Origin of the sequence: Flavobacterium sp. GCM10022190, assembly GCF_042656445.1 — a bacterium.
GTDB classification, from domain to species: Bacteria; Bacteroidota; Bacteroidia; order Flavobacteriales; family Flavobacteriaceae; genus Flavobacterium; species Flavobacterium nitratireducens.
This window is the reverse complement of sequence record NZ_JBHSOQ010000003.1, coordinates 471,061-487,016: the sequence shown is the minus strand read 5'-3', so window position 1 is coordinate 487,016 and position 15,956 is coordinate 471,061. Positions and strand designations below refer to the sequence as shown.

Sequence of the window (15,956 nt, the reverse complement as noted above, 5' to 3'; positions counted from 1 at the left end):
GTTTTAGCCACGAATTCACGAATGTTTTTTTTGCATTAGTGAATTCGGAGCTTTATTTCACGAAGAAAAAGGACTTCTTTTATACTTGAATTACCCCTAAATTAAATGGTTTTTCGATTGGAGAATGGTTAGCTGCCTCGATTCCCATTGAAATCCAGTTTCGGGTTTCCAGTGGATCAATAATGGCATCGGTCCATAGTCGGGAAGCGGCGTAATAAGGCGAAACTTGTTCGTCGTATCTTGCTTTTATTTTGGCAAACAATTCGGCTTCTTTGACTTCATCTACCTCTTCGCCTTTGGCTTTTAGCGAGGAAGCTTCAATTTGTGCTAATACCTTAGCTGCCTGAGTTCCACCCATTACGGCTAATTCGGCACTTGGCCAGGCGACAATTAATCTTGGGTCATAGGCTTTTCCGCACATGGCATAGTTTCCAGCACCATAGGAATTACCTACTACCACAGTAAATTTAGGTACAACGGAGTTACTTACTGCGTTCACCATTTTAGCACCGTCTTTAATGATTCCGCCTTGTTCTGATTTGGAACCCACCATAAATCCAGTAACATCCTGAAGGAACACCAAAGGAATTTTTTTCTGGTTGCAATTGGCTATAAATCGGGTGGCTTTATCAGCACTATCGGAGTAAATTACACCACCAAATTGCATTTCGCCTTTTTTGGTTTTAATAACCTTACGTTGATTGGCTACAATTCCCACCGCCCAACCGTCAATACGGGCATAGGCTGTAATGATAGTTTGTCCGTAGCCTTCTTTGTATTCTTCCATTTCTGAATTGTCTACCAAACGAAGAATGATTTCCTTCATGTCGTATTGTTCGCTACGTGCTTTGGGTAGAATTCCGTAGATTTCTTTAGGTTCTAATGCTGGTTTCACGGCTTTTATTCGGTTGTAGCCTGCTTTTTCGTAATCGCCTATTTTGTCTACAATATTTTTGATTTTGTCTAAGGCGTCTTTATCGTCTTTGGCTTTGTAGTCGGTCACACCGGAGATTTCACAATGTGTTGTAGCACCGCCCAAGGTTTCATTGTCTATATTTTCACCTATAGCGGCTTTTACCAAATAACTTCCTGCCAAAAATATACTGGCGGTTTTGTCAACAATAATCGCTTCATCGCTCATAATTGGTAAGTAGGCTCCGCCGGCAACACAACTTCCCATAATAGCCGAGATTTGAGTGATTCCCATACTACTCATGATAGCATTGTTTCTAAAAATGCGACCAAAATGTTCTTTATCAGGGAAAATTTCATCCTGCAATGGTAAATACACTCCAGCACTGTCTACCAAGTAAATAATTGGAATTTTATTTTCCATCGCAATTTCCTGTGCACGAAGGTTTTTCTTCGCCGTAATAGGAAACCAAGCACCTGCTTTTACTGTGGCATCATTGGCCACAACAATACATTGTTTGCCTTTGATATACCCAATTTTTACGATAACTCCTCCAGATGGACATCCGCCATGTGCTGCGTACATACCGTCCCCAACAAATGCTCCGATTTCAATACTTTCTGTATTTGTATCTAACAAATAATCGATACGTTCACGCGCTGTCATTTTGCCTTCGGCGTGCAATTTTTGAATTCGTTTTTCACCTCCACCTAATTTTATTTTGGAGAATTTTTGTTTTAAATCAGAAATTAAAAGTTTATTGTGGTCTTCGTTTTTATTGAAGTTGATATCCATATTGAAATTGTGTTTGGGAAAATTTAAAGCTAAAATACAAAACCATTAATCCATTTTTACAGGAAAAAGAAATATTTTTTATTTGGAACACAGATAAAACAGATTTAGCTGATTTACACCGATGAAAGATATTAAACTTTGAAAAACTCTTTTTTTTATGTAAGATTTTCTGAGTTAGAAGTGGAAAAAAATAACCGCAAATTCTCAAGGTTTTAATTTGAAAATTTGCGGAAAAAATAAAAAAAATAATATTATTTCTTGGAATCGTTTACAAGTCGTTTTAAAATAGCCCATTGTTTTAAGGCATCACGAGCTTCAACTGCAGGATAACCTAACATGGTTTTTCCAGCAGGGATATCGCAAGTAACACCGGATCCGGCACCAATTACTGCTCTATCACCAATAGTGGTATGGTCTTTTATCGAAGCACTTCCGCCAATGATAACACCATTTCCTAAGGTTACAGATCCTGCAAGACCACTGTTTCCAGCCATGATGCAAAATTTCCCCAGTTTACTGTTGTGACCTATTTGCACTAAATTATCAATTTTGCAGCCATCACCCACAATTGTAGAGCTGAATTTTCCTCTATCGATACAACTATTAGCACCAATTTCAACGTGATTGCCAATAATTACATTACCAATTTGTGGAATTTTTACCAAACCTCTTTCCGGGCAAGGTCTAAAACCAAAACCATCAGCTCCGATAGTAGCATTAGGATGAATAATACAATGGTTACCTATGTGGCAACGTTCTCGAACTACGGTACCCGACCATATTATGGTATTTTTACCGATGGTGCATTCGTCAAGAATGGTAGTGTTTGGGTATATAATACTATTTTCACCAATAGTTACTTTTGGTCCTATGTAACATCCTGCGCCAATTTTAGTTCCATTTCCAATAAAGGCAGAACCATCGATTACTGCTGTTGGGTGGATGTCTACGTGAAATTCTGGCATTGTTGGTGCAAAAAGTTCTAATACTTGAGACATTGCTAGGTCGGCATTTTTTACTTTGATAAAAGCTCGGTTTTCACCTGGCTCAATAGCGATGTCCTCATTAACAACCGCTACACAAGCCTTTGATGTATCCCAAAGTTTTTCATATTTTTTGTTGCCTATAAAAGAAATTTGCGAATCATTGGCTATTTCGAGCTGTTCAGCTGCGATAATTTTTTGCGAAGTGCTGCCAATAATTACGCCTTGTAAGACTTCGTTTATTTCTTCAATAGAGTAGGATTTCATACTGTTTTTGGTTCTTTAGTTGTAATAGATGTGCCAAATAAAGGGATTCTAATTTAAGAAACCTAAACATTTGATTGTTCATGAGAATAATTTATCTTTTTTTTATGATTTTTATTAAGAAATCATCAAATGTTTCCTCATTTTGATAGGTATTAATTTAAAAAGCCACCTTAATTTTTATCTTAAGATGGCTTGTTGTTTTATTATTTAATACATTATCTGTTTCTGTGTCCGTAGTGGTTTCCTCTGCGATCGTCGTCTCTGTCATTATCTCTGTCGCGATATCCTCTGTAATTATCGGCATATCTATCATTGTATCTTCTATCATTGTAGTAACGTCCTTCTACATATCTTTTTTTGTAGTAACGATTATCATATCTTTCATTATGGCAGTTATAGTAGGTATAAGGTCTGCTACCATGGTAACCATTTAATGCAATTCGACGTGCATGAACTAAATCGTAGTTTCTGTAATGTGCTGGTAAATATCTTGAACGGCACCAATTACCATTATTTAGGTAAACATATAAAGAGGCGTTTACATCAAAATAGGCTTGAACATCAGGTAAATAATAAAAATCTACATTTACATGGTTCTGTGGTACCCACGCTGGTCTTACAACAACTGCAGGTGCTCCTACATTTACATTAATTGAAACTTGCGCTTGAGAAGTAGAAGCTGCTGCGAATAAAATGATTCCTGTTGCGATTAATTTAAAAGTTCTCATGATTTCTATATTTTAAGTTATTTTGGGGTTTTAATTGTTTTAAATTTTATTTCTATTTAAGTATTTACAAGTAGTGTGCCAATTATTTTTTATTAACATTGTTTTAACTTTTAAGAAAAATGGTTTTTTAATATTAAAGAAACGCTCATAGCTTTTTTTGTTTTTTTTAAAATATATAAAAAGGGATTAAATACTTGTTTAGTCTATATTTGCTATAGATTAATAATTTACCATTACTTTTTTTTAGACACTTCTTTACCGTTTTATACAGTTCTTGATTTTTACATTAATCTTGTATAAATGTTTTCAATTTATGTGCCAGTTTTATTTTTTTAACATTATATTAACTTTTTAAAAATGGTAAAAAAAAAAGAAACGCCCTTAGCGTTTCTTTTATTATAATCAGTTTTAAAATTAGCGATTTTTATGTCCGTGATCGGAATTATGTTTACCCCAATTTCCTTTGTGGTTTTTGTGATTACCGTTGTCATGGTGATATCCGATATTTTTTTGTGGTTTCCCTTTATAACCTTTGTAATATTTAGCTTTATGATTCTTAAAATATACATAAGGGCTTCTACCATGATAGTCATTTAAAACTACTTTGTATCCGCGATATAAATCATAATTACGGTATCTTACAGGTAAGTTTCTTGAGTGTATCCATCTTCCGTTTCCAAAATAAATAAATTGTGAAAGACGAATATCATAATAGCACTCAATATCTGGTAAATAATAATAATCAATATTTGAATATCCAACTGGTCCCCATGCTGGTGGTGCACCAATATTTACATTAACAGAAACTTGTGCTTGAGAAGTTGTAGCGAATAATATAAAGGCTGCGATAAATAATTTTATAGTTTTCATAATTTCTATTTTTTTTAATATTAGACATTTGAACTTACTAAGTGCTAGCCAATAACTGTGCCAAAAAAATATATTTTGGCTTAGGTATACAGCAAAAAAAGCTGTTTTACCTGAGTAAAACAGCTGATATTTAATATGTTATGTTTTTGTTTTTTAAAGTAATAAAATTAGTAACAGAACAATAATAATAATGGCTCCTACCGAAAGATATACGCCTTGACCAGATTTTGTTAAATTCTTTTTAATCGTTTTTACTTCGGTACGTAATTCTTTTTTTTCAGCAGACGACAAATTAGATTTGTCCATTTCTTTAATTTCGTTTAATCTATTGAGCATGTTTTGTACTTCTGCAGGAATCTCTTTTGGATTTGCTGTTGCATTTTTTTCTGCTGAATAGGAATTCATCGGGAGTACACTTAATGATACAATCAAGGCAATCAAGTAAAAATTTAGCTTTTTCATAATAGGTGTTATTAAATTAAAAATTCAGTTATTTATATAAATGTACTGATTTATAATGTATTACGTGCTGATTGTGTCTATTATTATGCGGAATTTACTTAATCAGTAAATTCTTTTTCTTCAAAATTGTTTTGAATTATTGATATCCCTTTTTGGAATAAAAGGTTATTGGGGTAAATTACTTGTTCTCCGTCAGTAGTCTTAAGTATAATATAAAATGCTGAAATGTCATCTATTTCACCAATAACAGGGAAATCTTTATCGTGAATTTTTATAGTATCACCTATTTTGAAAGGGAAATTAAAAAACAAGATTACGCCCGATGTAATATTACTTAAAATTGACCATTGAGCAACCATAGCCACACCCACAACAGTAGCGATTGACGAAACGGCTAGTACAATGTCTTTTGCTCTCACTCCCCAAATGATAATAAAAGCGATACAGGCTAAAATATTAATAAGGAGATGAATGTATTTAATGACCAAATTCGTTCGATGTTCGATTCTATCTGAAGTTTTAGCAAATCGACGAACTATTTTGGTAGAAATGACCCTTAAAATGGCTACTACAACGATAACAACTCCACTGATTATGATTTCATTAGAATGTTCTTCAAAAAACTTCATATCTTTTATTTTAGATTATTAAAATATTGATAAACTTTATCTACAGGTAATCCTATGACATTGGCATAAGAACCCTCTATTTTTGCTACACCAATAAATCCAATCCATTCTTGGATACCATAGGCTCCTGCTTTATCAAAGGGTTGGTAATTTTCAATGTAATATGCAATGGCATCATCACTTAATTCATTAAAAGTAACTTTGGTAATTTCGTAAATCACATCTGTTTTGGTATTGGTTTTAAAACAAACAGAGGTAATTACTTCATGTGTTGCATTGGATAATGATTTTAAAATAGCAAAGGCATCTTGTTTGTCTTTTGGCTTTCCTAATGCTTTTTCATTATGCCAAACCAAAGTGTCACTAGTTACCAATACTTCATTATCTTTTAAATCGCCTTCAAATGCAGCTGCTTTTAATGCTGCCAAATAATTGGTAATCGCTTCTCTTTTGAGTTCAGCAGGATATATTTCTTCGATTTCTTTTAATCGAATTTCAAAATCCAAATCTAAATCCTTGAAAAATTGTTGTCTTCGAGGAGAACCCGAAGCTAAAATGATTTGGTATTTTTTGAGTTTATTACGAAGCATTGTATTGTATGTTTAAAGAAATAATTAGAATAGATAAAATTCCAAAAAATAAAATCCATTTTAAAATCGTACTTAAAAGGGTAAAATCGGATTTAGATGTGGCGCTCCATATTTTGATGCTAAAATAAATAAGCGGACCTAAAACAAAAAGTAGACTATAAATCGCGGCAACTACTAAATGATTTGGAATGAGATAATTATTAGCATAAAATAGTAAAGCAATAATTGGGGCAAAGTTCAGTACAAAAAGAAATTTTGTAGTTTTTTGAACACCTAAAACGACAGCTAATGTTTGCATTCCTTGTTTGTAATCGCCTTCAAAATCTTCTAAATCTTTTACCATTTCTCTAATTAAATTAATCATAAAGGCAAAAATAGCGTAGTCTAAAAGAATAGAAAATAAGCTTCCCATTGCTTTTTGATTAGAATAATCTGTTGCAGGGAAAATGTCAAAGATTCCAATTATTACTACACTTGAGGCTAATAATAAGGCTACAACAATGTTCCCAATTAGTAGCATCTGTTTTAAACTGCTTGCATAAATGTACAACGTAGCTGCTATAAATACAAAGATGGTAGCAAAATTGGGACGCATAATTACATTTGCCAAATAAAACCCTATAACAACGCCAGTAACGTTCAAAAAAGCATATATGTTGTATGCTTTAGTTTCAGAAATACTTTTGCCTACAATAACTTTATTAGGTTTGTTTTCTAGATCGGTTTCTTGATCAAAAATATCATTGATCACATAACCTGCTGCTGCTATTAAAACCGTGCTTAATACTAATAAAGCATACTGCCAATGGGCTAACGCCAAATCTATCTTTTGTAATTTTAAAAAACCATACCTTAAAACCAGTTGCATGAAAGCAAGCATCAAAAGGTTTTTGTAACGGATGAGGTTGAGGAAGTTCATTTTGAAGTTAGAAGTTAGAAGTTAGGAGTTAGAAGTTAGGAGTTAGGAGTTAGAAATTAGAAGATTATTGTTTAGTAATTCTGAAATCTAAATTCTGCTCTCTGCCTTCTACCATCTAATCATGTTTTCCATTAAAATTTGCCATCCATTTGCCTTGGACTTTCATTACTTGTTCAATTACATCACGAACAGCTCCTTTTCCGCCATTTTTATGTGAAATGTATTTTGATATTCCTTTTATTTCTGGAGCAGCATCTTGAGGGCAGCTTGCTAAACCTACAATTTGCATCACATGATAATCTGGGATGTCATCTCCCATGTAAAGTACTTGCTCTGGTTGAATTTGATTAATATCAATATATTGATCAAAGGTTTCTACCTTGTCTGGTGTTCCTAAATAAATATCTTTAATTCCCAGATTACGTAAACGCACTCGAACTCCTTCGTTGCTACCTCCTGAAATGATGCAAACATTGTATCCACTTTCTACAGCTGCTTTAAGCGCATAGCCATCACGTATATTCATTGTTCGTAGCATTTCACCATCGTTGTTTACAAATACAGATCCGTCAGTAAGTACCCCATCGACATCAAAGATAAATGTTGTGATGTCGTTCATTAATTCTTTATAACTTTTTGCCATTATCTTGTATAGATTGTGTTAGGATTTTATAAATATTTAATTGATTTTCATTTTCTAAAAAAGCTTCATGTGCTTCGATTGTTTTTTGGTCATTACGTATCGCAGGTCCTGTTTGGGCTTGATTAGGTGTAAGGTTTTCTAATTTTGAAATGGTTTCCTTTATTAAAGGTTTTAGAATTTCAAATGGAATTTGATTTTCCTCACAAATTGTTTTACCAATAGCGTATAGATGATTTGTGAAGTTATTTACAAAAACGGCTGCAACATGCAAGGCTTTTCTTTGTTCAGAATTGATAGCAAAAACAGCATTTGAAATCATTTTAGCTACTCTTTCTATTATTTTATAATCAGTACTATTTTCACTTTCAATGCAAATAGGAATTTCTTTGAAGTTTACCGCTTTTCCTTTAGTAAATGTTTGTAATGGATAAAATACGCCTTTTCGATTATGGTTGCATAATATGTTAAAAGGCATACTTCCAGAAGTGTGAACAACCAAGCGATTCTTAAACGGAAGCTTTTCGGAAACAGTAGCAATGGCGTCATCAGAAACCGAAATGATGTATATGTCAGCTTCTACTAATGTATTAAAATCGTCGGTTATTTTTTCTAATGGAAGTAAATGTACAAGATTTTCTTTTTTTCTTGCAAATACCTGAATCAGCTCAATTTCATTCACTGATTTCTCAAGATTTTGAAATGTAGTTATTAGGTGTTGCGCTACATTTCCAGAGCCAATTATACATATTTTAATCATAAGCGTAAAATTAGCAAAAAAAAAATTGAAAAGTTTTGGAATATTTTTTTGAATTGCTGTCCAAAAGAAAATTAATGGGAAAAATAATTATGGAATTGTTCGTTTGTTTTTTTTCAAATTATTGTTAAGAAATACGCAAGTCGATTAAAAGTTTTTGAATGAAGAAATAATGATTTGTCTTGGTGGAATATAATAGTTTGTAAATTAAAGTGTTATTGTTTTAGTAAAGACTTAGTAGCTGTTTTTTTGTCATGCTTTAAGATGATTTATAACGTTGTTATTTTTTTAATAAGTTAGTAGAAAATGAATTAATTATAGTAATGAATTATTATTTGTTTTTGTTTAAAATTGTAGATAAATTCAGTTTTTTTATGTTATTTTTTTAAATATTCTTTAATTCTATCGGGGTTATATAGTTTTATTTTAAATTTTTTTTAACATAAAATGATTATTTTTGCGAATACTTTTGGAAAATGAATTAAAGCGGATTGTAAATTTTCAACAACATTAGACAACTTATTTTATGAAAAAACTATTAATCGTATCTTTTTTATTTACTCTTTTACAGCCATTTGAGGCAGTATCACAATCCTTAAATTATTCGGATCCATTGCCGGTAGATCAATCCATTAAAAAAGGAGTATTACCTAATGGAATGACTTATTATATCAAGAGTACAGCGGTCGTAAAAGGTGCAGCTAGTTACTATATTATTCAAAATGTAGGTTCTATTTTAGAAAATGAAGATCAGCAAGGTTTGGCTCACTTTTTAGAGCACATGGCATTTAATGGGACTCAACATTTTCCTGGAAAAGGGATTTTAAACACCTTACAAAAGCATGGAGCTGTATTTGGAAAAGATATAAACGCTTATACTAGTTTTGACGAAACAGTATACAATTTGAATGATATTCCTACTAAAGATGGATTAGTTGATACGTGTTTACAAGTATTATTTGATTGGTCACATTATTTGTTATTAGCAGATGAAGAAATTGATGCAGAGAGAGGTGTTATTAAAGAAGAATGGCGAACTAGACAAAACGGCTATGCACGTTTGTCTAAAATTTCATTCCCAATTTATTTTAATCACTCTAAATATGCAGATCGATTACCAATAGGTTTGATGTCAGTAGTTGAAAATTTTAAATACAAAGCACTTAGAGATTTTTATCATGATTGGTATCGTACTGATTTACAGGCGATAGCTATTATTGGAGATTTTAATGCTGCTGACATTGAAAAACAAATTATTGATAAATTTTCTAAGATTCCAGCAGTTACAAATCCTATAAAAAGATATTTAGTTGACATTCCAGAAAATAAAGATATGTTGTTTAGTTTCGGGATGGATCCTGAAGTAAAATCAACTTCTATTAATTTTGGTATTCGTCATAAAAATTCTTTAGAACCACAAACGGTGGGCGATTTAAAACGTTCTCTTTTAGAGAATATGGCAATGGGGATGCTTTCTTCTAGACTTAGCGAAAAAGCACAAAAACCAGAAGCTTTATTCTTAGGTGCAGATGTAAGTTATAGTAATTTTACTAGAACAACAAAAACCTTTAGTTTAGAAATTAGCCCTAAACCCAATAAGCAAGCAGAGGCATTAAACGAGGTTTTTACCGAAATCTATAGAGCGGTTAAATTTGGTTATACCCAGTCTGAAATAAACAGAATGATTGAGATGTTTAAATCTTCTTACGAAAATCAAATTGCGAAGAAAGACGATGCCAGTCATAAAAGTATCGAAAATAGTATACAGGATAATTACTTAGAAAATAGAACAATTACTGATATTGTTAAGGAATATGAGATTGTAAAAGAAATTCTCAAGGATATTAAAGCCGATGAAATTCATAATACATTAAAAAGACTGTACACTAAAAATAATAGATATTTAAGTGTGGTAGGAGTAGAGGGTCAAGACAATTTAACAGAAGAAAAAGCTAACAATATTATTAACAATGTTGAAAATAATTCTTCTTTAGAACCATATACAGAAGCATTTGATGGAAAAACCTTAGTTTCTGATTTAGATATTAAAGCTGGAACTATCAGTAAGATAGAAAATGATAAAAAAGTAGGAGCAACCACTTTTGTTTTAAGCAATGGCATAAAAGTACATTACAAATTTGCCGACAAGAAAAAGAATGTCGTGTCACTAAATGCGATGAGTTACGGAGGTACTTCACTTTTAAATAATGAAGATTTACCATCGGCTTCGGTAATGACTAATTTAATTCAGATGTCAGGATTAGGTAATTACAATGCAACTGATTTGTCAAAAGTTTTAGCAGGTAAAATGGCTAACCTAAAATTAAATCTAGGAGAGTTTAGTGAATCGCTTTCAGGAGGTTCAAGCACTAAAGACGTTGAGACTATGTTACAAATGGTTCATCTTAACTTTGTAAAACCACGTTTTGATGCTGATGCTTATAAAGTACTTGTTAATAACTTAAATGATAATTTGATTAAAAGAAGTGCTGATATTGGTGAAAAAATGAGAGATAGTTTGATTGTTTCTGTTTACGGAAAAAACAATCCTAAGAAACGTATTTTTGATAAAGCGTTTGTAGATGCTATTTCATTTGACAAAATCCAAAAAGTATACAATAATAGATTTGCCGATGCATCTGATTTTGAGTTTTTTATTGTAGGAGATGTTAAAGAGTCGGATTTAAAAGTTCTTTTGGAGAAATACATAGCTAGTATTCCAACAAAAAATACAAAAGAAACGTTCAAGAAAAATTATGCACAATGGGTTTCAGATAACATAAATAGAGATATTTACATTGCAATGGAGGATCCAAAAGCTTCAGTTAATATTTTTTATAAAAATTATCTACCTTACACCATCAAAAATGAAATTTTTACGGATGTTTTAGGGGATATGTTACAACTTAGAGTTACTGAAACAGTTAGAGAAGCAGAAGGTGGAGCGTATAGTCCTAGAGCTTATGCTAGTTTTGTTAGAGAACCAGATGCAATGGGTTATGTAAGTTTTTCATTTGACTGTAATCCTGACATGGCAGATAAATTAGTGGTTATCGTAAAAGAAGAATTGCAAAAAATAGCTAATGGCACAATTAATGCGAGTGATTTAAATAAAACAAGAGTAAACTTTATCAAAGAACGCGAGCAAGAAAAAAATAACAATAGTTATGATATGCAATTGTTGACAAGATATTTTAGATACAATCAAAATATCGACGATCCAAAAAATTTCGTAGACATCGTAAATAGTATGACTGATAAAGATATTCAAGAAATGGCTAAGAAGATTCTTAGCGGAAATAAAACCTATCAAATAGTATTTAAACCTAAAATCAATAATCTAAATTAATTACAAACATGAAAAGAGTTATATTATTTTTCGCTCTTATGATTGCTTTTGTTGGGCAATCTCAAGTATTGAAACCAGTTAAATGGACAACATCAGTTAATAAGATATCAGCAACCGAATACGAATTAGTAGCTACTGCGACAATAAAACCAGGATGGCATTTATATTCTCAAACGATTCCAGAGAATGGACCAAAACCTACGAAATTTGTTTTTGCTGGAAATCCAAATTATCTTAAAAAAGGAATTACATCAGAAGATAAAGGACATACAGTACAAGATCCTATTTTTGAAATGCAAATTAAATATTTCGAAAACAAAGCTGCTTTTAAACAACGTATTAAATTAAAAGGTAAAGCACCACTTAAAGTTAAAGCTACTGTAGAATATATGGTTTGCGACGATTCAAGATGTTTGCCTCCTACTGAAGAAGATTTAGAATTCAGTATAAAATAAAAGAATAGATGAAAAAATTCCTTTTTGCATTAGTTGCATTCGTTTATACATTTATTGGAAATTCACAAAATTCAGAACCTGTAAAATGGAAAACCACTGTTGAAAAAGTTTCTGCTACCGAATATGATTTAGTAACTAAGGCTACAATTGAATCAGGTTGGCATATTTATTCTCAGGAAGTTCCTGAAGGAGGACCTACAGCTACCAGTTTTACCTATGATGATAGTGCAGGTAATTTTAAAATTGTAGGGAATACTGTAGAAGAAGGTGGAAATACTAGTGAAGATCCCTTTTTTAAATTATCGCTAAAATCTTTTGAAAAAGAGGCTGTTTTTAAACAGAGAATAGAAACGCAAGGCGATGTAAAATCGATTATCACTTACTTAGAATATGTAGCCAGTAATGGAACGGAAAGTTTAGATCCAAAAGAAGCTGAATTGTCATTTGATCTTACTAAAGCTACTTTAGCGGAGCAAGCTGTAGCTTCAGAAGTTGCGAAAACAACAGATGTTAATGATGCTAAAACAGCTGATGATTCAACGCCAAAGGGAATTTGGTCTATCTTTTTCATTGCTTTCTTATCTGGTTTTGCTGCTTTGTTAACACCATGTGTGTTCCCAATGATACCTATGACGGTAAGTTTTTTTACAAAACAAAGTAAGAACAAAGCAATAGGTATTAGAAATGCTATTATTTACGGTATCTGTATCATATTTATTTATGTTTTATTAGGTACAGCTGTAACTAGTATTTTTGGTGCAGATGCATTAAATGCTTTAGCTACTAATGTTTGGTTTAATATTATTTTCTTTATCCTATTAGTGGTGTTTGCAGTGTCATTTTTGGGTGCTTTTGAAATTATGTTGCCTAATTCATGGGCTAATAAAGTAGATTCTCAAGCTGATAGAGGAGGTATGATTGGTATCTTTTTTATGGCTTTGGCTTTAGCAATTGTATCTTTTTCATGCACAGGACCTATTGTAGGAACTTTGTTAGTTGAAGCCGCTTCTAAAGGAGGAATTGCTCCAATTATTGGAATGTTTGGTTTTTCATTAGCTATTGCATTGCCTTTTGCACTTTTTGCTGCTTTTCCTGGATGGTTAAATTCGTTACCTAAATCGGGAGGATGGTTAAATACTGTAAAAGTGGTTTTAGGATTTTTAGAATTAGCTTTAGCTTTCAAATTCCTTTCACAAGCTGATTTAGTATTGCAGTCACATTTATTAGAAAGAGAAGTTTTCCTTGCAATTTGGATTGCTGTTTTTGGAGCATTGGCGTTTTATCTTTTTGGAAAAATACAATTACCACATGATTCCCCATTAACCCATATCTCTGTTGGTAGATTAAGTTTAGGATTAGTTGTTTTATCATTTACAATCTATATGATACCAGGACTTTGGGGAGCACCTTTAAATTTAATTAGTGCTTTTCCACCACCGCAGGAGTATAGCGAATCACCATATGGAGTAGGTTATTCTAAAGCAGGAGGAGGGACAGCAGCAGTTGCCGAAATTCCTGAAGGCGCACATTTATTGGCACCTCACGATATTTTAGCTTTTGATGACTATGATAAAGGTTTGGCTTATGCCAAAAAAGTAGGCAAACCAGTAATGTTAGATTTTACAGGTTGGGCTTGCGTAAATTGTAGAAAAATGGAACAAAATGTTTGGCCTAAACCAGAAATTATAGAAATCCTTAAAAATAAGGTGGTATTGATTTCCTTGTATGTTGATGACAAACGTCCATTAGAAGCAAATGAAATTACGGAATCAAAATTACAACCGGGTAAACAATTAAAATACATTGGACAAAAATGGAGTGAATTACAAACTTTAAAATACAAGGCTAATTCGCAACCGTTTTATGTTTTAATGGATCATCAAGAAAATACATTGATTGAACCAGTAGGTTATACACCAGATGTAGCAACTTATCATACTTGGTTACATGATGGTATTGCAAAATTTAAAAAATAAATTCCATTAGTTTTTTGTTTTATTTAAAACCACTTTGATTGTAACTTCAAAGTGGTTTTTATTAATTCTTTGATTTTATGAGTAAATTAAATGATATTCTAAAAAAAACTTTTAGTTCAAAAACAAAAGCGACGCAATTGGAAGCTTATTTTGAACCCTTCAGAAACAATGTAGTTGGTCTTAATCAGTATTTTGATTCTCCATACGGTAAGAAAAAAATAATCTATGCCGACTGGACCGCAAGTGGAAGATTGTATCGACCTATCGAAGAGAAACTATTAAATGAAATAGGACCTTATGTAGCCAATACACATACCGAAACTTCTATTACCGGGAGTGTAATGACTCATGCCTATCATGATGCAAGAGAAATTATTAAAAAACATGTTAATGCTTCTAAGGACGATGTTTTAATTACAGAGGGCTCAGGAATGACTGGGGCCATTAATAAATTTCAACGTATACTTGGGATTAAGTTGAATGAAAATCTAAAAGAACATACTAAGGTTCCAGAAGAAAAACGCCCTATTGTATTTGTATCCCACATGGAGCATCATTCGAACCAAACTTCGTGGTTAGAAACAATTGCTAAAGTAGTGGTAATTCCATCTAATCCAGAAGGTTTACCTAGTTTAGAAGCGCTACAAAATTTACTTGAAGAATACCAACAGGTGCCTATTAAAATAGCCGCTGTAACGGGGTGTTCAAATGTAACGGGTATTAGAACTAATTACCACCAAATTGCTAAAATCATGCATCAAAACAATGGTTTGTGCTTTGTTGATTTTGCATGTTCTGCTCCGTATGTTAAAATTAATATGCATCCTGAAAATGAAGACGAATATTTAGATGCGATTACCTTTTCCCCTCACAAATTTTTAGGTGGACCAGGAACTTCAGGAGTATTAATTTTCAACAAAAAATTATACAAAAACTTAGTTCCGGATAATCCAGGAGGAGGAACTGTGAGTTATACGAATCCTTGGGGCGATCACGATTATATTGATGATATTGAAACTCGTGAGGATGGAGGTACTCCGGGGTTTTTACAAGCAATTAAAATTGCACTTTCGATTGAATTAAAAGAGAAAATGGGTGTGCAAAATATCCTAGATAGAGAGCATGAATTGACGGATATCATTTTCAAGAAATTAGCTAGTATTGCTAATTTAAAAATTTTAGCTCCAAATCATACCGAAAGATTAGGTGTAATTTCTTTTTATATCGAAGACGCACATTATAATTTAGTAGTGAAATTATTGAACGACCGTTTTGGAATTCAAACTAGAGGAGGTTGTTCATGTGCAGGTACTTATGGTCATTATCTTTTAAATGTGGATCAAACCACTTCTAAATCTATTGAATTAAAAATATTAGAAGGATGCCTAATTGAGAGACCAGGATGGATACGTATGTCTATTCACCCAATTATGACTAATGAAGAAATTGAATTTATTTGTGACTCCATAAAAGAAGTGGCTAACAACTTTAAAAAATGGGCAGCCGATTATACCTATAATCCTGCTAAAAACGAATATGTACACAACAGTAATAAATTAGTAGAAAGCGAAATTGCTCAGAATTGGTTTAAGATCTAATTCTTTCTTTAACGCTACAATTTAG

At 32.3% G+C, this 15,956-nt stretch carries 14 protein-coding genes; 4 read left to right on the top strand and 10 right to left on the bottom strand.

Going from position 1 to position 15,956, the window contains the following annotated elements; all coding sequences use genetic code 11:
• Nucleotides 1–79: 79 nt before the first annotated feature.
• From ACFPTQ_RS12145 to ACFPTQ_RS12100, 10 genes are all read right to left on the bottom strand, one after another.
• Nucleotides 80–1,708, bottom strand: coding sequence for an acyl-CoA carboxylase subunit beta (locus ACFPTQ_RS12145; RefSeq protein WP_379777799.1), 1,629 nt, complete (start codon nt 1,706–1,708; stop codon nt 80–82).
• A 251-nt stretch (nt 1,709–1,959) separates the two neighbouring features.
• On the bottom strand, nt 1,960–2,958 hold the full coding sequence (lpxD, locus tag ACFPTQ_RS12140; protein ID WP_379777798.1) for a UDP-3-O-(3-hydroxymyristoyl)glucosamine N-acyltransferase: 999 nt from the start codon (nt 2,956–2,958) through the stop codon (nt 1,960–1,962).
• Nucleotides 2,959–3,173: 215 nt separating this feature from the next.
• Complete coding sequence (locus ACFPTQ_RS12135; protein ID WP_379777797.1) at nt 3,174–3,686, bottom strand: hypothetical protein; 513 nt, start codon at nt 3,684–3,686, stop codon at nt 3,174–3,176.
• A gap of 414 nt (nt 3,687–4,100) precedes the next feature.
• On the bottom strand, nt 4,101–4,556 hold the full coding sequence (locus ACFPTQ_RS12130; protein WP_379777796.1) for a hypothetical protein: 456 nt from the start codon (nt 4,554–4,556) through the stop codon (nt 4,101–4,103).
• A 153-nt stretch (nt 4,557–4,709) separates the two neighbouring features.
• On the bottom strand, nt 4,710–5,018 hold the full coding sequence (locus ACFPTQ_RS12125) for a hypothetical protein (RefSeq protein WP_379777795.1): 309 nt from the start codon (nt 5,016–5,018) through the stop codon (nt 4,710–4,712).
• Between the two features lie 98 nt (nt 5,019–5,116).
• Entirely contained in the window at nt 5,117–5,647 is a 531-nt protein-coding gene (locus ACFPTQ_RS12120; protein WP_379777794.1) for a mechanosensitive ion channel domain-containing protein, read from the bottom strand.
• A gap of 5 nt (nt 5,648–5,652) precedes the next feature.
• A complete protein-coding gene (locus tag ACFPTQ_RS12115) occupies nt 5,653–6,237 on the bottom strand; it encodes a Maf-like protein (protein WP_379777793.1) in 585 nt (194 codons plus the stop codon).
• Complete coding sequence (locus tag ACFPTQ_RS12110) at nt 6,227–7,156, bottom strand: geranylgeranylglycerol-phosphate geranylgeranyltransferase (RefSeq protein ID WP_379777792.1); 930 nt, start codon at nt 7,154–7,156, stop codon at nt 6,227–6,229. Before ACFPTQ_RS12110 ends, ACFPTQ_RS12115 begins: the two co-directional genes overlap by 11 nt.
• A 115-nt stretch (nt 7,157–7,271) precedes the next feature.
• Nucleotides 7,272–7,799, bottom strand: a complete 528-nt coding sequence (locus tag ACFPTQ_RS12105) for a KdsC family phosphatase (RefSeq protein ID WP_379777791.1) — start codon at nt 7,797–7,799, stop codon at nt 7,272–7,274.
• Complete coding sequence (locus tag ACFPTQ_RS12100; protein WP_379777790.1) at nt 7,783–8,556, bottom strand: Rossmann-like and DUF2520 domain-containing protein; 774 nt, start codon at nt 8,554–8,556, stop codon at nt 7,783–7,785. Before ACFPTQ_RS12100 ends, ACFPTQ_RS12105 begins: the two co-directional genes overlap by 17 nt.
• Before the next feature lie 523 nt (nt 8,557–9,079).
• Between ACFPTQ_RS12100 and ACFPTQ_RS12095 the strand changes: the two genes are divergently transcribed.
• The 4 genes from ACFPTQ_RS12095 (at nt 9,080) to ACFPTQ_RS12080 (ending at nt 15,931) form a co-directional block, all read left to right on the top strand.
• The gene (locus tag ACFPTQ_RS12095) at nt 9,080–11,902 is read left to right on the top strand and encodes a M16 family metallopeptidase (protein WP_379777789.1); all 2,823 of its coding nucleotides are present in this window, start codon (nt 9,080–9,082) and stop codon (nt 11,900–11,902) included.
• Nucleotides 11,903–11,910: 8 nt separating this feature from the next.
• Nucleotides 11,911–12,357 carry a protein-disulfide reductase DsbD domain-containing protein gene (locus ACFPTQ_RS12090; protein ID WP_379777788.1) on the top strand — a complete coding sequence of 149 codons (447 nt, stop codon included), beginning with the start codon at nt 11,911–11,913 and terminating at the stop codon, nt 12,355–12,357.
• Between the two features lie 8 nt (nt 12,358–12,365).
• Nucleotides 12,366–14,333, top strand: coding sequence for a protein-disulfide reductase DsbD family protein (locus ACFPTQ_RS12085; protein WP_379777787.1), 1,968 nt, complete (start codon nt 12,366–12,368; stop codon nt 14,331–14,333).
• 77 nt (nt 14,334–14,410) lie between these two features.
• Nucleotides 14,411–15,931, top strand: a complete 1,521-nt coding sequence (locus ACFPTQ_RS12080) for an aminotransferase class V-fold PLP-dependent enzyme (RefSeq protein WP_379777786.1) — start codon at nt 14,411–14,413, stop codon at nt 15,929–15,931.
• Nucleotides 15,932–15,956 lie beyond the last annotated feature (25 nt).